Source organism: Aeromicrobium sp. Leaf350 (assembly GCF_916858655.1).
Taxonomy (GTDB): Bacteria; Actinomycetota; Actinomycetes; order Propionibacteriales; family Nocardioidaceae; genus Aeromicrobium.
This window is the reverse complement of sequence record NZ_CAKASL010000001.1, coordinates 621,605-639,326: the sequence shown is the minus strand read 5'-3', so window position 1 is coordinate 639,326 and position 17,722 is coordinate 621,605. Positions and strand designations below refer to the sequence as shown.

At 72.0% G+C, this 17,722-nt stretch carries 17 protein-coding genes and 1 pseudogene; 6 read left to right on the top strand and 12 right to left on the bottom strand.

The features are described from left to right. Positions 1-35: 35 nt before the first annotated feature. Genes LO931_RS03200 through purH form a run of 3 tightly spaced genes read left to right on the top strand, consistent with a single transcriptional unit; the run spans position 36 to position 3,392 of the window. Positions 36-1,196: a DUF6350 family protein gene (locus LO931_RS03200; protein ID WP_229051776.1), complete on the top strand. Its 1,161-nt coding sequence runs from the start codon at positions 36-38 to the stop codon at positions 1,194-1,196. Further along, positions 1,189-1,818, top strand: coding sequence for a phosphoribosylglycinamide formyltransferase (gene purN, locus LO931_RS03195; protein ID WP_370636089.1), 630 nt, complete (start codon positions 1,189-1,191; stop codon positions 1,816-1,818). The genes LO931_RS03200 and purN overlap by 8 nt, the downstream gene beginning before the upstream one ends. Next, on the top strand, positions 1,815-3,392 hold the full coding sequence (gene purH / locus LO931_RS03190; RefSeq protein WP_229051774.1) for a bifunctional phosphoribosylaminoimidazolecarboxamide formyltransferase/IMP cyclohydrolase: 1,578 nt from the start codon (positions 1,815-1,817) through the stop codon (positions 3,390-3,392). The genes purN and purH overlap by 4 nt, the downstream gene beginning before the upstream one ends. Positions 3,393-3,442: 50 nt before the next feature. Here purH and LO931_RS03185 read toward each other — a convergent pair whose 3' ends face one another. Both LO931_RS03185 and LO931_RS03180 read right to left on the bottom strand, forming a co-directional pair. After that, positions 3,443-4,453 (bottom strand): DNA topoisomerase IB, encoded by a 1,011-nt coding sequence (locus LO931_RS03185; protein ID WP_229051773.1) that lies wholly within the window; start codon positions 4,451-4,453, stop codon positions 3,443-3,445. Between the two features lie 53 nt (positions 4,454-4,506). Beyond that, complete coding sequence (locus tag LO931_RS03180; RefSeq protein WP_229051772.1) at positions 4,507-5,139, bottom strand: TetR/AcrR family transcriptional regulator; 633 nt, start codon at positions 5,137-5,139, stop codon at positions 4,507-4,509. A gap of 158 nt (positions 5,140-5,297) precedes the next feature. Between LO931_RS03180 and LO931_RS03175 the strand changes: the two genes are divergently transcribed. Continuing rightward, the gene (locus tag LO931_RS03175) at positions 5,298-6,164 is read left to right on the top strand and encodes a bifunctional methylenetetrahydrofolate dehydrogenase/methenyltetrahydrofolate cyclohydrolase (RefSeq protein ID WP_229051771.1); all 867 of its coding nucleotides are present in this window, start codon (positions 5,298-5,300) and stop codon (positions 6,162-6,164) included. Continuing rightward, positions 6,161-6,451 (top strand): DUF3017 domain-containing protein, encoded by a 291-nt coding sequence (locus tag LO931_RS03170; protein ID WP_229051770.1) that lies wholly within the window; start codon positions 6,161-6,163, stop codon positions 6,449-6,451. The genes LO931_RS03175 and LO931_RS03170 overlap by 4 nt, the downstream gene beginning before the upstream one ends. 1 nt (position 6,452) lies before the next feature. On the opposite strand, the gene LO931_RS03165 is transcribed toward LO931_RS03170, so the two are convergent. Together LO931_RS03165 and nhaA are read right to left on the bottom strand one after the other, a co-directional pair. Then, positions 6,453-7,442, bottom strand: a complete 990-nt coding sequence (locus LO931_RS03165; RefSeq protein WP_229051769.1) for a malate dehydrogenase — start codon at positions 7,440-7,442, stop codon at positions 6,453-6,455. Positions 7,443-7,694: 252 nt separating this feature from the next. Then, positions 7,695-8,936, bottom strand: coding sequence for a Na+/H+ antiporter NhaA (gene nhaA, locus LO931_RS03160; RefSeq protein WP_229051768.1), 1,242 nt, complete (start codon positions 8,934-8,936; stop codon positions 7,695-7,697). A gap of 181 nt (positions 8,937-9,117) precedes the next feature. Here nhaA and LO931_RS03155 point away from each other — a divergent pair, with 181 nt between their 5' ends. Then, positions 9,118-10,365: an MFS transporter gene (locus LO931_RS03155; protein ID WP_229051767.1), complete on the top strand. Its 1,248-nt coding sequence runs from the start codon at positions 9,118-9,120 to the stop codon at positions 10,363-10,365. On the opposite strand, the gene LO931_RS17625 is transcribed toward LO931_RS03155, so the two are convergent. The 8 genes and pseudogenes from LO931_RS17625 to LO931_RS03120 all read right to left on the bottom strand — a co-directional run bounded on the left by LO931_RS17625 (position 10,355) and on the right by LO931_RS03120 (position 17,717). Further along, the gene (locus LO931_RS17625; protein WP_370636088.1) at positions 10,355-10,642 is read right to left on the bottom strand and encodes a TOBE-like domain-containing protein; all 288 of its coding nucleotides are present in this window, start codon (positions 10,640-10,642) and stop codon (positions 10,355-10,357) included. The genes LO931_RS03155 and LO931_RS17625 overlap by 11 nt on opposite strands. 27 nt (positions 10,643-10,669) lie before the next feature. Then, a pseudogene (locus LO931_RS03150) lies at positions 10,670-11,326 on the bottom strand (sulfate/molybdate ABC transporter ATP-binding protein); the annotation flags it as partial. 25 nt (positions 11,327-11,351) lie between these two features. Next, positions 11,352-12,245: a sulfate ABC transporter permease subunit gene (locus LO931_RS03145; protein ID WP_229051765.1), complete on the bottom strand. Its 894-nt coding sequence runs from the start codon at positions 12,243-12,245 to the stop codon at positions 11,352-11,354. Continuing rightward, a complete protein-coding gene (gene cysT, locus LO931_RS03140) occupies positions 12,238-13,098 on the bottom strand; it encodes a sulfate ABC transporter permease subunit CysT (protein ID WP_229051764.1) in 861 nt (286 codons plus the stop codon). Before cysT ends, LO931_RS03145 begins: the two co-directional genes overlap by 8 nt. Continuing rightward, positions 13,095-14,138 (bottom strand): extracellular solute-binding protein, encoded by a 1,044-nt coding sequence (locus LO931_RS03135; RefSeq protein WP_229051763.1) that lies wholly within the window; start codon positions 14,136-14,138, stop codon positions 13,095-13,097. Before LO931_RS03135 ends, cysT begins: the two co-directional genes overlap by 4 nt. Positions 14,139-14,280: 142 nt before the next feature. After that, entirely contained in the window at positions 14,281-14,928 is a 648-nt protein-coding gene (locus LO931_RS03130) for a DedA family protein (protein ID WP_229051762.1), read from the bottom strand. Between the two features lie 40 nt (positions 14,929-14,968). Continuing rightward, the gene (locus LO931_RS03125; RefSeq protein ID WP_229051761.1) at positions 14,969-16,501 is read right to left on the bottom strand and encodes a DHA2 family efflux MFS transporter permease subunit; all 1,533 of its coding nucleotides are present in this window, start codon (positions 16,499-16,501) and stop codon (positions 14,969-14,971) included. A gap of 88 nt (positions 16,502-16,589) precedes the next feature. Then, positions 16,590-17,717 carry a GNAT family N-acetyltransferase gene (locus tag LO931_RS03120; protein WP_229051760.1) on the bottom strand — a complete coding sequence of 376 codons (1,128 nt, stop codon included), beginning with the start codon at positions 17,715-17,717 and terminating at the stop codon, positions 16,590-16,592. Between the last annotated feature and the right edge of the window lie 5 nt (positions 17,718-17,722).

Sequence of the window (17,722 nt, the reverse complement as noted above, 5' to 3'; positions counted from 1 at the left end):
GAAGACGCCGCAACACTACAGGGGAGGATGGTGGGGTGCCGTCCCCTGCTCGCCTCACCTCTCCCGACGAACTGCGATCCGCCATCTGGCCGGGCGCTGTCGCCGCGATCTGGGCTGCGCTCGTGGGCTGGGTGCTCACGGCCGTGCTGCTCCTCGTGGCCGGTGCCGGCGACGGGGCGATCGGCACGATCCGCGCCGGCGCGCGGGTCTGGCTGGTCGCGCAGGGCAGCGGGATCCGCGCCGACGGCGCCGAGGTGAGCCTCGTGCCGTGGGGCGGGGTCCTGCTGACGTTGGCCGTCGTGGTGCTGGTCGCCCGGCGGCAGGTGCGGGAGCCGGTCGCGGAGCCGGCCGCCTTCGCCGCGACGGCCGCCGGCGTCTACGCGGTGCTGGCGTCCATCGTGACCTCGGTGGCCAACGACTCCTCGATCTCGGTGCCGACCGTCCGCGCGGCGCTCGTGACCTTCGTCGTCGCCGGCGTCGGGGCGGCGCTGGCCTACGTCAGCGTGCACGGCGCACCCGCCGCCTGGTGGCCGGCCGACCGACCCGAGCTGCTCGCGGTGCTGCGCGGAGCCGCGACCATCGTCGTCACGGTGCTGACCGTCGCGCTCCTGCTCGTCGTGGCACTGCTGGCGCGGCACGTCGAGCAGGCCGGCAGCCTGTGGGCGCTGCTCGATCCCGGCTTCGGTGGCGGCATCGCCCTCGCAGCCGTCTGCGTCCTGCTGGTGCCGACGCTGGTGCTGTGGGCTGCTGCGGCCCTGCTCGGTCCGGGCTTCCAGGTCGGCACCGACACGTCGGTCGACCTCACGAGCGCCGACCTGGGTCAGGTGCCCGGTCTGCCCGTCCTCGCGGCTCTGCCCGCTCCGGGCGACCTCCCGACCTGGGTGATCCTGCTCGGCCTGGTCCCGATCGCCGCCGCCGCCCTCGCGGGGTGGCGGCTCGTGCGCGGTGGTCACCTCGATCTCGCCCTCGACTTCTGGCGCGGTGTCGGCGTCGCCGCCGGTGCCGGTGCCGCCGGCTCGGTCGCGCTCGCGCTGCTGACCTGGACGTCCGCAGGCGCCGCAGGCCCCGGACGCATGACCGAGGTCGGTCCCGAGTCGCTGCTGGGGCTGCTGGCGGTCCTGCCGTTCCTGGCCGTGGCCGCCGGGGTCGGTGCCGCAGCGGCCCACTATCGTGGAGGCCGTGCCTCCGCTGACTGACGCGACTCCCGTCGTCGTCCTCGTCTCGGGCAGCGGCACCAACCTCCAGGCCCTCCTCGACGCGTGCGACGACCCCGCCTACGGCGTGCGGGTCGCGGCGGTCGGCGCCGACCGCGAGGGCATCGCGGGGCTCGAGCGGGCCGAGGCGGCCGGGGTCCCCACGTTCGTGCTCCGGGTGAGCGACTTCGAGACGCGCGAGGCGTGGGACGTGGCGCTGGCCGACCGGGTCGCGGCGCACGCGCCCGAGCTGGTCGTGCTGGCCGGCTTCATGAAGCTGACGGGCCCGGCGTTCCTCGCCCGGTTCGGCGGCCGCACGCTGAACGCGCACCCCGCGCTCTCGCCGTCCTTCCCGGGCATGCACGGCCCGCGCGACGCGCTCGAGCACGGCGTCAAGATCACCGGCGCGACCCTGTTCCTCGTCGACGAGGGCGTCGACACCGGCCCGATCGTGGCGCAGGTCGCCGTCCCGGTCCTCGACGACGACACCGTCGACTCCCTGCACGAACGCATCAAGACCAGCGAGCGCGGCATGCTCGTCGAGTGGGTGGGCCGCCTGGCCCGCGACGGCTACTCGACGGACGGACGCCGCGTCACGTCCCCTCGGAAGAAGGAATCCGCATGACCCAGCGCCCGATCAAGCGCGCCCTCGTGTCCGTGTACGACAAGACCGGTCTGGAGGAGCTCGCCCACGCGCTGCGTGACGCCGGCGTCGACATCGTCTCGACCGGGTCGACCGCGAAGACGATCGAGGCGGCGGGCGTCCCCGTGACCCCGGTCGAGGAGCTCACGGGCTTCCCCGAGTGCCTGGACGGGCGGGTCAAGACCCTGCACCCGCGCGTGCACGCCGGCATCCTGGCCGACTCCCGGCTGGAGTCGCACGTGCAGCAGCTCGCCGACCTCGGCGTCGAGCCGTTCGACCTGGTCGTGGTCAACCTCTACCCGTTCCGCGAGACCGTCGCCTCCGGCGCCTCGCCCGACGAGTGCGTGGAGCAGATCGACATCGGCGGACCGTCGATGGTGCGCGCCGCGGCCAAGAACCACCCGACCGTCGCGATCGTGACGTCACCCGACGCCTACGGCGACGTGCGCGAGGCCCTCACGTCGGGAGGGTTCACGTTCGAGCAGCGTCGTCACCTCGCCGCGCAGGCCTTCGCGCACACCGCCTCGTACGACGCGGCCGTGGCGTCGTGGTTCGCGTCCTCCTACGACACGGCCGAGGACGGCTGGCCGGCGTTCGTGGGCGAGGCGTGGGACAAGTCGGCGGTGCTCCGCTACGGCGAGAACCCGCACCAGGAGGCGGCGCTCTACACCGACGGCTCCGGCGGCCTGGCCGCGGCCGAGCAGCTGCACGGCAAGGAGATGAGCTACAACAACTACGTCGACACCGACGCGGCGATCCGTGCGGCCTTCGACCACGACCGTCCGGCGGTCGCGATCATCAAGCACGCCAACCCGTGCGGCATCGCGGTGGGCGAGGACATCGCCCAGGCCCACGCCCGGGCCCACGCGTGCGACCCGGTCTCGGCGTTCGGCGGCGTCATCGCCGCGAACCGACCCGTCTCGGTCGCGATGGCCCAGCAGGTCGCGGAGGTCTTCACCGAAGTCATCGTCGCTCCCTCGTACGAGGACGGAGCGGTCGAGGTGCTGCAGGGCAAGAAGAACATCCGGATCCTGCAGGCCGACGACCTCGGTCAGTACCCGGCCGCCGAGCTCCGGCAGGTCAGCGGCGGCGTCCTCGTGCAGCTGCGGGACCGCGTCGACGCGGTGGTCGAGGGCGACGCCGGCGTCACGGGCGGCGACGACCCGAGCACGTGGACGCTCGCGGCCGGTGAGCCGGCCGACGAGGCGACGCTGGCCGACCTCGCGTTCGCCTGGACCTCGGTCCGCGCCGTGAAGTCCAACGCGATCCTGCTCGCGGCCGACGGCGCGTCGGTCGGCATCGGCATGGGTCAGGTCAACCGGGTCGACTCCTGCCGCCTCGCGGTCGAGCGGGCCGGCGAGGAGCGGGTGCGGGGGTCGGTCGCCGCGTCCGACGCCTTCTTCCCGTTCGCCGACGGCCCCGGCATCCTCATCGACGCCGGCGTGAAGGCCATCGTGCAGCCGGGTGGTTCGGTGCGCGACCCCGAGACGATCGAGGCGGCCACGGCCGCCGGCGTCACGATGTACTTCACGGGCACCCGCCACTTCTTCCACTGAGGGGCTCCCGCGGGCCGTTGGAACCGCACCGCCCGCGCTGCGGTGTCCGCCTACGCCGAGCGCCGGAGGAGGCGGAGCACCGACCGCTCGAGCACACGGGGCACCGGGGCGCCGGGGGAGATGCGGCGCCGTGAGCCGAGGGCGGTGTCGCCGAGGGTGATGCCCTGCTCGAACAGGTCGACGACGCGGGGATCGACGTAGGACGACCGGGCGACGGCCGGGGTGTTGCCGAGGTGGCCCGCCGTCTCCTTCATCGCCGCCGTGACGGCGGACTTGCGGGAGCGGGCCGTCGAGACGTCGGAGAGCGCCAGCGAGCGGGCGGCGATCACGGTGCCGCGCCAGGTGCGGAAGTCCTTGGCCGTGAACCCCGGGCCGAGCACGTCGGCCACGTAGGCGTTGACCGTCGCGGAGTCGAGGTCGTGCCAGCCGTTCTCGTCGGCCCACGCGAAGGCGCGATCGGTCCCGCCCTCACGATCGAGCATCGCCTGGACCGCGGTGGCCAGGCGCTCGTCCCGCACCGAGCCGTCGACGACCTGTCCCGACTTGGCGGGGTAGTGCAGGGCGATCCGTTGGCCCTCGACCGTCACGTGGTCGCGGTCGAGCGTCGTCAGGCCGTGGCTCCCGTTCGCCGCGCGGTACTGCTCGTTGCCGATGCGGAAGAGCCCGAGGTCCAGCAGCCCGAACGCGACGGCGCAGGCGCGGGTCAGGTCCGGCTCCTCCCGGCGCAGGTCGTTCCGCGCGACCCGCCGGTTCTGCAACAGCGACCGGGCGAACTGCTCCATCGCCTCGAACTTCTCCGCGTCGCGACGACGTCGCCACTCCTCGTGGTACAGGTACTGACGCCGGCCGGCGTCGTCGGTGCCGACGGCCTGCAGGTGACCGTGGTCGAACGGACAGATCCAGACCTCGGTCCAGGCGGGCGGGATGACGAGCCGCTTGCACCGCTCGATGTCGACCGGCGTGAGTGAGACCCCGTCGAGCCCGAGGTAGCGGAACCCGCGGCCGTGGCGGACCCGCGACCACCCCGGCTCGTCGGGGGAGACACGACGCAGACGGACCATGCGGCGAGCCTAGGCTCGCCACGCAGGGCACGCTCGTCGGCAGGGGCCCGGTGTCAGGAGGTCACGGTCGCGGTCGCCTCGGCCGGCGTGGCGGCGAGGTGTGCGGCCACGAGGTGGCCGATCGCCGTCGTCAGCAGTCGCGCCTCCTCGGCGTCGTCGTACGGCCCGCTCTGACGCCTCAGCGCGATCCCGGCGATCAGGGCGACGGTCTGGGCGGCAACCTCCCGCGGGGCCTGGACGCCGAGCCGGTCGAAGAAGCGGACCGCCAGGTCCTCCAGCGCACGCAGTGCGTCGGCGGCGGCCTCGCGGAGCTCGGGGTCACGGGCCGCGGCGAGGTAGATCGCCAGCTCGGTGCCGGCCTTCTCGGGGCTGCGGGTCGCGAAGATCGAGGTCACGAAGTCGCTCGCGGTGCCCAGGTCGAGCCGGGGGTCGATCTCGACGTCCGCGAGGGCCTCCAGCGTGGCGACCCAGCTCGTGATGTGGGTCGAGAGCGCCTCGCGCACGAGCTCCTCGATCGAGGCGAAGTAGTACGTCGTGGTGGCGGGAGGAAGACCGGCGCGAGCCGCGACGGCACGGTGCGTCACGGCGCGTGCGCCGCCCTCGGCGAACAGGTCGATCGCCGCAGCCAGCAGCTCGTCACGCCGGGCCCGGCTCCTGGCCTGGCTGAGTTGTGCTCGCGACGCCATTGACGCTCCTCGTCCGAAGTTCGTTCTCGATCCGGTGCCGCCGGTGTGATGCAGGGCACCCGGTCGGCGCGGCCTGGTGAGTCTATGCCGACGGTCGTCACCGGGCGACGGGATTCCCCTGTGAATCGCCGGTGCCGTCGCGTGACAGACTCGTCCCCGTGACTGCGCAGATCCTCGACGGCAAGGCGGCCGCCGCCGACATCAAGTCCGAGCTCGCGACCCGCGTCGCCGCTCTTGCCGAGCGGGGCGTCGTCCCCGGACTCGGCACGATCCTGGTCGGCGACGACCCCGGCAGCCAGTGGTACGTGGGTGCCAAGCACAAGGACTGCGCCGAGATCGGCATCCGCTCGATCCGCATCGACCTGCCGGCCACCGCCACGCAGGCCGAGGTGGAGGCGGCCGTCGACCAGCTCAACGCCGATCCCGAGTGCACGCTCTACATCGTGCAGCTGCCGCTGCCGAAGGGCCTGGACGAGAACGCCGTCATCGGCCGGATCGACCCGGCCAAGGACGCCGACGGCCTGCACCCCACCAACCTCGGCTGGCTCGTGCTGAACGAGCCGGCACCGCTGCCGTGCACCCCGCGCGGGATCATCGAGCTCCTGCGACGCCACGAGGTGCCCATCGCCGGCGCCAACGTCGCGGTCGTCGGACGCGGCATCACGGTCGGGCGGCCGATGGGGCTCATGCTCACCCGTCGCAGCGAGAACGCCACCGTGACGCTGTGCCACACCGGCACGCGTGACCTCGCCGCCGAGGTCAGCCGGGCTGACATCGTGATCGCCGCGGCCGGTGTGCCCGGCATCATCACGCCCGACATGGTCAAGCCGGGTGCCGCCCTCCTCGACGTCGGCGTCAGCCGCGACGACGACAACAAGATCGTGGGCGACCTCCACCCCGGCGTGCACGACGTCGCCGGCTGGGTCGCGCCGAACCCCGGCGGTGTCGGGCCCATGACCCGGGCGATGCTGCTGGCCAACGTCGTGGACGCGACGGAACAGGCCCTCGAGGCGACCAGCGCGTGAGGTCGCTCCTGAAGGTGCCGCGGTCGCGGGGGACGCAGGCGTACATCGTCCTGCTGCTCGTCGTGCTGGTCGGTCTCGTGCTCGTCGGTCTGGGTCACTGGCGCCGCGGGATCGTGGTCGTCGGCGGCGCGTTCATCGTCTCGGCCGGGCTGCGCGCGGTCGTGCCCGAGGAGCAGAAGGGTCTGCTGGCCGTCCGCAGCCGCGGGTTCGACGTGGCCTGGACGGCCTTCCTCGGCATCTCCCTCGCGGTGCTCGGCTTCGTCGTGCCCCCGGGCCCCGACGCCTGACTCAGATCAGGCCGAGCTTCGTGACGGCGTCGCGCTCCTCGGCGAGCTCGGCCGCCGTGGCGTCCATCCGCGCGCGGCTGAAGTCGTTGATGTCGAGGCCCTCGACGATGCTCCACGACCCGTTCGACGTGGTGACGGGGAAGGAGTAGATGAGGCCCTCCGGGACGCCGTAGGAGCCGTCGGAGGCCACCGCCATCGAGACCCAGTCGTCGCTGTGCGAGCCGAGCAGCCAGTCACGGGCCGCGTCGATCGTGGCCGACGCCGCGGAGGCCGCCGACGAGGCGCCGCGCGCCTCGATGATCGCGGTGCCGCGCTTGGCGACCGTCGGGATGAAGGTGTTCTCGATCCAGTCCTGGTCGTCGATGACGTCGACCGCGGGGCGGCCGTCGATCTCGGCGTGGAAGATGTCGGGGTACTGCGTCGCGGAGTGGTTGCCCCAGATCGTGACCTTGCGGATGTCCGCCACCGGCACGCCCGTGCGCCCGTGCAGCTGGCTCAGGGCGCGGTTGTGGTCGAGCCGGGTCAGCGCGCTGAAGCGCTCGCGCGGGATGTCGGGGGCGTTGCTCATCGCGATCAGTGCGTTGGTGTTGGCCGGGTTGCCGGTCACGCCGATGCGGACGTCGTCGGCGGCCACGGCGTTCAACGCCTTGCCCTGCGCGGTGAAGATGGCGCCGTTGGCCTCGAGGAGGTCCGCCCGCTCCATCCCGGCCGAACGGGGCCGGGCGCCGACGAGGAGCGCGAGGTTGACGCCCTCGAAGACCTGGTTCGGGTCCGAGCCGATCTCGACCGACTCCAGCAGCGGGAATGCGCAGTCGTCGAGCTCCATCACGACGCCCTCGAGGGACTTCAGCGCGGGCTCGATCTCGAGCAGCTGCAGCTGGACGGGGGTGTCGGGGCCGAGGAGGTCACCTCCGGCGATGCGGAACAGCAGGCTGTAGCCGATCTGTCCTGCGGCTCCGGTGACGGCGATCTTGACCGGGGTGGGGCTCATCGATGCTCCTTCGGGGATGTGACCTGCGCGACATCGTCAACGTAGCGCAGACCGCTCAGGCGGCAAACGGGTGCAGGTCAGGCATCTCCGATGCGGTGCAGGTCAGGCATCTCCGATGCTGCGCCGCTCATGCATCTCCGATGCGGTGCCGGTCATGCATCTCCGATGCGGTGCCGGTCATGCATCTCCGATGCGGTGCCGGTCATGCATCTCCGATGCTGCGCCGCTCATGCATCTCCGATGCTGCGCCGCTCATGCATCTCCGATGCGGGGGAGAGGCCCGTCCGGCACGCCGTCCTCGTTCATGTCGTCGCTGCGGGCGCGACGGGCCTCGAGACGCAGGGCGATGGCACCCAGCACGGCGGCCAGGACGGAGGCCACGAGCACGGCGGCCTTGGCCGCGTCGACCTCGTCGGGGTTCGTGAACGACAGCTCCGCGATCAGCAGGGCGACCGTGAAGCCGATGCCGGTCAGCAGGCCCACCCCCAGCAGGTCGCGCACGCCGATGCCCTGGGGGAGGCGCAGTGGCGTCAGCCGAGTGACCAGCGCCGTGGTCCCGAGCACGCCGACGACCTTGCCGACGAGCAGACCGCCCACGACGCCCAGCGCCACCGGCGAGGTCAGGGGGTCCACGAGACCGTCAGCCAGGTGGACGCCCGCCGCGGTGAAGGCGAACACGGGCAGGGCGATGCCGTTCGACCACGGCTGCACGCCGTGCGCCCATCGCACCGCCCGCGAGTCGGTGCCGTCGTCCGGGACGGAGGCCGGGACGGTCAGACCCAGGAGGACTCCCGCGACGGTCGCGTGCACGCCCGACTCGTGCATCAGCCACCACGCGACCAGGCCGACGGGCACGAGCAGCCACCAGCGAGCCGTGCGGGCGCGGGCCAGCACCGCGAAGACGGCGACCGCCCCGGCGGCCCCCAGCAGGCGCAGCAGGTCGACCTCGGCCGTGTAGAAGACGGCGATGACCGTGATCGCGATCAGGTCGTCGACGACGGCCAGCGTCAGCAGGAAGACCCGGAGCGCGAGCGGGAGCCCGCGGCCGGCCACCATCAGCACCGCCACGGCGAACGCGATGTCCGTCGCCGCGGGGATGGCCCACCCGTGCAGCTCCGAGGCGGTGCCCTGGGTCGCGACGACGGCGGTGTACACGAGCGCCGGGACGACGACCCCGCCGACGGCGGCGAGCATCGGCACCGCGGCCTCGCGCGGGTCGCTGAGGCTGCCCGCGACGAGCTCGTGCTTGATCTCCAGACCGACGACCAGGAAGAACACCGCCAGCAGCCCGTCGGCGGCCCAGGTCGAGACGCTGAGGTCGAGGTGCAGGGCCGAGGGGCCGATGACGGCCGACGTCAGGTCGCGGTAGGCGTCGCCGACGGGGGAGTTCGCCCAGACGGCGGCGATGACCGCCGCCGTCAGGAGCACGAGGCCGGAGACGGTCTCGTCGGTCGTCAGGCGACGCAGGCGGGAGGCGGGCGAGGTGATGGTCACGGGTGGAGGTCCTCGGGGTCGGTCGAAGGCTGGAGCGCTCTCGCACCCGCCGACCAGACTTCCCGGCTCACCGCGACCAGTCTACCGGGAACCCTCGATCGAGGCCCCGCTGTGACGGTTGCCACCGCGGCTCGCGCGGGCCTGGAGGAATGCGACGCCATCGGGTGGGCTTGAATCAAGGGTGACCTCCGAGAGCCCTGCCGCGCCGACCGCCGCCGCCCCCACGTCCGGGACCGGCGAGCTCGGTCTCCCGACCGTGCGTCCGGCCCACCTCGGTCTCGCCCTCCTGGCGCTCGCGATGGGTGGCTTCGCGATCGGCACGACCGAGTTCATGTCGATGGGCCTGCTGCCCGACATCGCCGACGGCATCGGCGAGTCGGTGCCCACGACCGGCCACGTCATCACGGCGTACGCGTTCGGCGTGGTGGTCGGCGCTCCGCTGCTGGTCTCGCTCGGCGCGCGCCTGCCCCGCCGCGGGCTGGCCGTCGCGCTCGTGCTGGCGCTCGGCATCGGCAACGCCTTCACCGCGATCGCCTCGACCTACGGGCCCGTCATGCTGGCCCGCTTCGTCGCCGGCCTGCCGCACGGCGCCTACTTCGGCGTCGCCTCGCTCATCGCCGCCTCGATGGTGCCGCCGCAGCACCGCGGCCGGGCGATCAGCTCGGTGATGCTCGGACTGTCGGTCGCGACGGTCGCCGGCGTGCCCGCCAGCACGTGGTTCGGGCAGAACCTCGGGTGGCGCAGTGCGTACTGGGTCGTGCTCGCGATCGCCGTCGTCGCGGCGCTGATGATCCTCGCCTTCGTGCCGGCCACGCCGGGCAACCCGGACGCGACGGTCCGCCAGGAGCTCTCGGCGCTGAAGCGTCCCCAGGTCGTCGTGGCGGCCGTCGCGGGCATGGTGGGCTTCGGTGGTCTGTTCGCGATGTACACCTACATCGCGAAGCTCGTGACCGACGAGGCCGGCCTGGGCGAGGGCGCGGTGCCGCTGTTCCTGCTGGCGTTCGGCATCGGCTCCGTCGGCGGCACGTGGATCGCCGGGCGCATGGCCGACTGGGACGTCGAGCGCTCGATCGTGCTGGGCTTCGTGGCCACCGTCGTGACGTTGCTGCTCGTGCTGCCGCTGGCCGGCGTCCCGCTGGCCCTGGCGCTGCTGTCGTTCGCGATCGGCGGCCTGGGCTCGGTCGTGGCGATCAACCTGCAGGTCCGCCTGATGCACGAGGCGGGCGACGCCGAGATGCTGGGTGCCGCGCTGAACCACTCGGCCCTCAACGTGGGCAACGGCCTCGGCGCCTGGTTCGGCTCGATGGTCATCGCCGCGGGCCACGGCTACCGTGCTCCGAGCCTGGTCGGCGCCGGTCTCGCGCTGCTGGGCTTGCTGATCTTCGTGATCGGCACCCGCGTCCTGCGGGCCCGCGAGCTCAGCCGCTGATCACCGACTGAGCGCCCACCGCCGGGCGCAGCCACACGCGGTCGCCGAGGTTGAGGTCGAGCGCCCGCGCCTCCGTCCGGGTCAGCGCGACCTGCACCGGCTCGGGGTGCAATGCGTCGTCGGGCGTGATCTCGAGGCGCACCTCGAAGCCGACTCGCGTCCACCGGGTGATGGGTCCGGCGGCGGTGGAGGCCTGCTCGTAGCGGGAGATCTCGATGTCGTGCGGACGGATCAGGTCGCCGCCGAGCCGCGTGACGGGTCCGAGGAAGCTCAGCACGAACTCGCTCGCCGGCCGGTCGTACAGGTCGTCGGGGGTGCCGATCTGCTCGATCTTGCCGTCGTTGATGACGACGATCTGGTCGGCGACCTCGAGGGCCTCCTCTTGATCGTGCGTCACGAACACGGTCGTCACGTGGACCTCGTCGTGCAACCGGCGCAGCCAGTCGCGCAGCTCCTTGCGCACCTTGGCGTCGAGCGCGCCGAAGGGCTCGTCGAGCAGCAGCACGCTCGGCTCGATCGCGAGGGCCCGGGCGAGCGCCATGCGCTGGCGCTGACCACCCGAGAGCTGCGCGGGCTTGCGGTCGCCCCACTGCGTCAGGTGGACGAGCTCGAGCAGCTCCTCGACCTTCGCGTTGACCTCGGCCTTGGGGCGCTTGCGGATCTCGAGCCCGAAGGCGATGTTGCGCCGCACGCTGAGGTGCTTGAACGCGGCGTAGTGCTGGAACACGAAGCCGACGTTGCGCTTCTGCACGGGCAGCGAGGTCGCATCATTGCCCTCGATCGTGACCCGGCCGGTGTCGGCCTCCTCGAGCCCGGCGATGACGCGCAGGAGGGTCGACTTGCCGCCGCCGCTCGGGCCGAGCAGGGCGGTCAGCTGACCGGTCGGGATCGTCAGGTTGATGTCGGTCAGCGCCGCGAAGTCCCCGAAGAACTTGTTGACGCCCTCGATCTCGATGCTCATGGCTGCTTCCTCACGAACGAGTTCCTCATGATCGGTGCGACTCCTGCGGTCGGATGACGGTGATGACGACGAGGGCCAGGACGGCCAGCACGACGAGCACGAACGCGGCGGCGTAGGCCGCGGCCTCGTTGAAGGCGCCGTACTCGTTCTGGATGAGCAGGGTGGCGGTCTCGCCGTTGAACTCGGCTCCACGGCTGACGATGCGGACCGCGCCGTACTCGCCGATGGCCCGTGCGGCGCTCAGCACGACGCCGTAGACCACGGCCCACTTGATGGTGGGCAGCGTGATGCGCCAGAACGCCTGCCAGCCGTTGGCGCCCAGGCTCTTCGCGGCGGTCTCGGCGTCGTCGCCGACCTCCTCGAGCACGGGAATGACCTCACGGATCACCAACGGCAGGCTGACGAACGCAGTGGCCATGATGAGGCCGGGCGTGGAGTTGATGATGCGCAGCCCGGTCGCCTGCAGGACGTCGCCGAAGATGCCGAGCGACGTGCTGTAGGTCAGCACGAGCGCCAGACCGACGACCACGGGGGAGACGCTCATCGGCAGGTCGATCAGCACCGAGAGGACGCGTCGGCCCGGGAAGCGGTGCCGCACGAGCAGGATCGAGATGCCGACGCCGAAGATCGTGTTGATGACGACGGCCCAGAACGAGACGGTCAGCGTCAGGTTGAAGGCGTAGATCGCGGCCGGGTCGGTGAGGCGCTCCCAGAGCGGGCCGATGCCGCCCGGCTTGCCGTCGACGGGAGCGAAGGCGCGCTGCACGACGACCGACACGGGCCACACGACCAGGAAGAACAGGTACGCGATGACGACGACGCGCAGGGTGTAGGCCAGGGGACCGCGCTTGCTGCGGACGCGTCGCTTCGCCTCCTGCACGGGCCCGGCGTCGAGGGGCGTGGGGATCGCGTCAGCCACGGGCCGCCACCCTCCGTGAGATCAGGTCGAGGGCCACGATCACGACGACCGCGACGAGGAGCAGCAGCACGGCGACGGACGCGGCGGCCGCCTGCTGGTCGCCCTCGATGTACTTGAGGATCTTGAGCGAGGCGACCTCGGTGTTGCGCGGCTGGTTGCCGGCGATCAGCACGAGGGAGCCGAACTCGCTGATGGCCCGGGCGAAGGCCAGCGACGCGCCGGCGGCGATGGCGGGAGCCAGCGCCGGCAGGATGATGCGCCGGAACGTCGTGGCCCGCGAGGCGCCCAGGGACGCGGCGGCCTCCTCGACCTCGGCGTCGAGCTCGAGCAGCACGGGCTGCACGGTGCGGACGACGAACGGCAACGTCACGAACAGCAGCGCCAGGAAGATGCCCTGGCGCGTGTTCACGACGTTGACGCCGACCGGGCTGTCCGGGCCGTAGAGGCTCAGGAGGACGAGGCCGGCGACGATCGTGGGCAGGGCGAACGGTAGGTCGATGACGACCTCCAGCACGCGCTTGCCCGGGAACCGGTCGCGCACGAGCACCCAGGCGATCACGGTGCCCATCACGACGTTGACGATCGTGACGAGTGCGGCCTCGGCGACCGTCAGCCGGATCGCCGCCGCGGTGTCGCCGTCGGTGATGGTGTTGACGAAGGTGTCCCACCCGCCGTCGGCCGCTGCGATGACGACGGCCGCGAGCGGGATCAGCACGAGCAGGCTGAACCAGACGACGGCCAGACCGAGGCCGACGCCCGAGGCGCGGGTCAGGGTGGAACGCCGAGGCCGGCGCCGGCGCAGTGGAGGCTGCGCGGGCGCCGGCTCAGGGCGTTCGGTGTCGAGCGTGCTCACCCCTGGGCAGCCTGGTCACGCAGCTGCTTGATGAGGCCGTTCTCCTCGGCGAAGAACTTCGCGTTGGCCGCGTCCCAGCCGCCGAAGTCGTCGGCGATCGTGAGGAGCGTCGCGGGAGTCGGGAACGGGTCGGAGGGATCGTTGGCGCCCTCGACCTCGATGCCGTCCAGGTCCAGCTCGTCGTCGACGGGGCGGAAGCCCTTCTTGACGAACTCGGTCTGACCCTCGTCGCTGAGGACGAAGTCCAGCCAGGTCGTCGCCGCCTCGGGGGCGTCGATCAGGACCGTTCCGGGGTTCTCGATGAGCAGGGTGTCGTCCGGGACGATGTAGTCGTACGCCTTGTCGTTCTGGCGGGCCAGGATGGCCTCGTTCTCGTAGCTGATCAGCACGTCGTACTCGCCGGTGTCGAAGGCCGTGGTGGCCTCGCGGCCGCTGGCGGCCCACTGGTCGACGTTGCGGAACACGCTGACGAGGAAGTCGTTCGCCTCCTGCTCGGTCTTGCCCTCGGCGATCGCGTGGCCGTAGGCACCGAGGATGTTCCAGCGCGCGGCGCCAGAGGAGTCCGGGTCGGGCGTCACGATCGAGACGCCCTCGCGGGCGAGGTCGTCCCAGCCCTGGATGTTGCCGGGGTTGCCCTCGGGCACCACCAGCACGACGACGGAGCGCGAGACGATGCCCTCGTTCTCGTTGTCCTTCCAGCCCTCGTCGACCAGGCCGGCCTTCACGAGGCGATCGACGTCGCCCTCGAGGGAGAAGTGCACGTAGTCGGCGATCTCCGGGTCGGCCTCGACCTTGCGGCTCTGGTCGCCCGACGGACCGTAGGAGCCGCGGATGTCGATGTTCTCGCCCTCCGAGGTCTCGTTGAACTTGGCCTCGATGGCCTCGTTCGCGGCCTCCGGGACGGCGAAGCCGACCAGGTCGACGACCTCCTTGTCGCCGTCGCCGCTGCCACCTCCCGCGCTGGCGCAGGCGCCGAGCGTCAGCAGGGCCGCGGTGGCGGCCGCGACGGCGGTGCGACGGGTGCGTCGGTTCAGGCTCATGGTGGGATCCTTCGGTCGTCGGCGCCTCGGATCGGCGTCGGCTCCCGGAGAATCTAGGCGTCCCTGAGCGACCTGCTGACAGATCTCACGATGTGGGACAAAACGACAAGGCTTGAGACGGCGCCGGGCGGGCGAGTCGAGGTCAGGCGGCCGGATCGGGGTCGAGGTCCTCGGCGGCGGCCTCGTCCTTGCGGTGCTTGCGCTGGAGGACGCGGTCGATCAGGTAGCCGACGATCGCGGCGATGGTGACGGCCACGACAGCGCCGAGCAGCGGGTTCTCCTTGACCCAGGTGCCGGCCACCACGCCGATCAGGACGGAGTAGGTGGCCCACGAGGCGGCACCCAGGGCGCTGAGCGGGACGAAGCGCTTGCGGGGAAAGCCCGTCGCACCGGCTGTGAGGTTGACCGCGACCCGGCCGACGGGGATGTAGCGCGCCGTCAGGATCAGGATGGCCGCGCGACGGTCCAGCTCGTACCGCGCCCGGTGGATCGCCTTGCCGAGCCTCGGTCTCCGGTCGGGGTGGAAACGCTCGACGCCGACGGCACGGCCGACGTGGAAGGTGATGTTGTCGCCGACGAACGCCCCGAGGCCGGCCGCGAGACCCAGCAGCACCAGGTCGGGCTCACCCGTGCTGGCGCCGATCGCGGCGAGAGCCACGACGACGGACTCGCTGGGCAGCGGCGGGAAGATCGCATCGATCGCGGCGAAGGCGAACAGCGCCAGGTAGACCCACTCCGACCCACCCAGGTCGATCGCGAAGTCGTTGATCTGATCGAGTAGGTCCCCCACGCGTGCAGCCTAGGGGGTCGCCGTGAACCCGGCCCGACGGTCAGTCGGCCGACGTCACCCGCTCGGTGTCGACGGCCGGCTCGCGGTCGTGGTTCGGCGCACGGAAGAAGAGCACCACCACGATGCCGATCGTGAAGCACGCCACCGGGAGCCAGTAGGCCTCCGCCATCGCCTGCGCGAAGGGCCCCTGCACCTGCGCCGGCATGGAGCCCCCGGCGGCCTGGAACGACTCCGCGCCGCCGTCGAGCCCGTTGGCCGACAGGCGGGCCCCGATCAGGGACGCGATGGCGGCGCTGCCCAGCGCGGCGGCCACCTGGCGGGTCGTGTTGTAGACCCCGGCACCGGCGCCGGCCGCCGACATCGGCAGGTTGCGGGTCGCCGTGGCGCCGTGGGGTGCCCAGAGGCACGCGTTGGAGACGCCGAACAACGCCATCGGGACGAGCAGCTGCCAGGCCGGGGTGTCGACGTCGATGAGCATCCCCGTCCAGGCCATGGCCACGGCCGCGGTCGAGAACCCGACGAGGGTGATGGTGCGGGGGTGCACGGTGTCGACGAGGCGTCCGACGTAGGGCGACAGGGCGATCAGCACGATCGCCATCGGCAGCATGAACAGGCCCGCCTGGATCGGGCTCCAGCCGCGGGCACCCTGCGCGTAGAACATGAACGGCAGCGCCATGGCCGTGATCGCGGCCGAGATCAGGGCGATGCCGATGTTGGCCACGGCGAAGTTGCGGTCGCGGAACAGGCTCAGCGGCACGAGCGGCTCGGTGCGCACGCGGGTCTGCCACCAGAAGAAGACGGCGAGCACGAGGACGCCGCCGCCGATCAGCAGCGGAACGCTGAGGAACCCGTCGATCTGGCCCCAGTCGTACTTCTCGCCCTCCTGGATGCCGAACACGAGCAGGAACATGCCGATCGCGCTGAGCGCGACACCGACGAGGTCGAAGCTGCGGGTGTGGGTCGGCAGCACCGGCACGAGCCGGACCGCGAGCACGAAGCCGATGACGCCGACCGGCACGTTGATGATGAAGATCCACTCCCAGCCCGCGAGGTCGACGAGCACGCCGCCGAGGATGGGGCCGACCAGCGTGGCGACGCCGGCCGTGGCGCCCCAGAGCGCCATCGCGCTGCCGCGGTTGGCAGCGGGGAACGTGCGGGTGATGACCGCCATGGTCTGCGGGGTCATGAGCGCGGCGCCGAAACCCTGCACGACGCGAGCGACGATGAGGCCCTCGATCGACCCGGTGAGCCCGCACCACAGCGACGCGAGCGTGAAGATGACCAGGCCGATCAGGTAGACGTTCTTCGGCCCGAACCGGTCGCCGAGACGGCCCGTGATGAGCAGGGGCACGGCGTAGGCGAGCAGGTAGGCGCTCGTGACCCAGATGCCGTTGGTGAAGTCGGTGCCGAGCTCACGGATGATGTCGGGCGTCGCGACCGACACGATCGTGTTGTCGAGCAGGATCATGAAGAAGCCGATGACCATGGCCCACAGGGCGGGCCACGGGCGGTAGTCGTCCGGGAGCCCCGTGCCGGTCGCGGCCGGTGTGGTGTCGGGGGTGGAGGAAGTCATGTCCCCATAGTGGCGCGTCGGACCGACATGATTGCCATCGGCAACCAGTTGTCCTGGTCACAGCACGCGTCGGTGCACGCGGCGTCGGTCAGCGGAGGAGCTCGAGCTCGTGCAGGTCGGCATAGGTGCCGTCGCCGAGCGGCTCGGCCGCGGTCTGCCGGCCCGTGGGCACGAATCCGGCCCCCCGCAGGATCGCGAGGCTGGCCTCGTTGCCCTCGGCCGCTGCGGCCGTGATGCGGCGACGCCGGAGCCCGGCGGGGGAGAAGGAGTGGTCGAGCACGGCGGGCAGCGCCGCCCGCAGCACCCCGTGGCCGCGGGCGTCGGGGTGCAGGGCGTACCCGATCTCGCCGCTCGTGGGGTCGAGGCCGTGCAGGTCCATCACGCAGATCTCGCCGAGTGCGTCGTCGGTGCCGGCGTCCGCGACGACCCAGGTCGCGACCTGGCCGGTCGCAGCGCGCCACCACCACCGGGCCACGGCCGTGCGGGTGCCCGCCTCGTCGCGAGGCATGTCGACCAGCCAGCGCTGGGTCTCGGCGTCGGACAGAGCCTCCGCCAGCCGCGGGACGTCGTCGAGGGTGGCCTCCCGCAGCACCAGGTCACGCCCGGACCGGGTCCTGACGTCCAGCACCTCACGTCCGCGCCAGGGCTGGCGGGCGAACATCAGGTCGCCGAAGGTCAGCACGCCGAGCCACCCGTCGATCGCGCGGCCTCGCTCGAAGAGCAGCGAGGGCACCTCGGCGATGAGGCGGAAGCCGCACGCGTGGGCGACGCGCAGAGACGCGAGGTTGCCGACGTGGGCCTTCCACTGCACGGCCTCGCTGAAGCCGGAGTCGAAGCAGTGCTGGACCGCGAGCCGCACGGCCGCGGTCATCACGCCCTGGCCGCGGGCCTCGGGGTGCAGGGAGAAGCCGATGTCGGAGACGCCGCGTCCGCGCACGGCGACGTCGCCGGCGAAGCGGCTGTGTCCGTTCTCGTCGAGCACCTCGATCGCCCACATGAGGTGTGCGCCGGAGTCCCAGCCGGCCGCGACGACGTCGCTCAGGAAGCGCTTGGCGTGGGACCGGTCGTACGGGTTGGGCACGGACGTCCAGCGCACCATCTCGGGATCGGTCGCGGTCTCGAGCATCGCGTCGAGGTCGGCAGGGGTGTGGGCGCGTAGCGTCACGGTGCCGTCGCTGAGGACCGGCACGCTCAGCGGCCAGGCGAGCTCGCTCATACCGG

Coding starts and splice junctions, on each gene's coding strand:
- purH (WP_229051774.1), top strand. CDS start 1,815: ATGACCCAGCGCCCGATCAAGCGCGCCCTCGTGTCCGTGTACGACAAG.
- LO931_RS03185 (WP_229051773.1), bottom strand. CDS start 4,453: ATGGTCCGTCTGCGTCGTGTCTCCCCCGACGAGCCGGGGTGGTCGCGG.
- LO931_RS03180 (WP_229051772.1), bottom strand. CDS start 5,139: ATGGCGTCGCGAGCACAACTCAGCCAGGCCAGGAGCCGGGCCCGGCGT.
- LO931_RS03165 (WP_229051769.1), bottom strand. CDS start 7,442: ATGAGCCCCACCCCGGTCAAGATCGCCGTCACCGGAGCCGCAGGACAG.
- LO931_RS03135 (WP_229051763.1), bottom strand. CDS start 14,138: ATGAGCCTGAACCGACGCACCCGTCGCACCGCCGTCGCGGCCGCCACC.
- LO931_RS03125 (WP_229051761.1), bottom strand. CDS start 16,501: ATGACTTCCTCCACCCCCGACACCACACCGGCCGCGACCGGCACGGGG.
- LO931_RS03120 (WP_229051760.1), bottom strand. CDS start 17,717: ATGAGCGAGCTCGCCTGGCCGCTGAGCGTGCCGGTCCTCAGCGACGGC.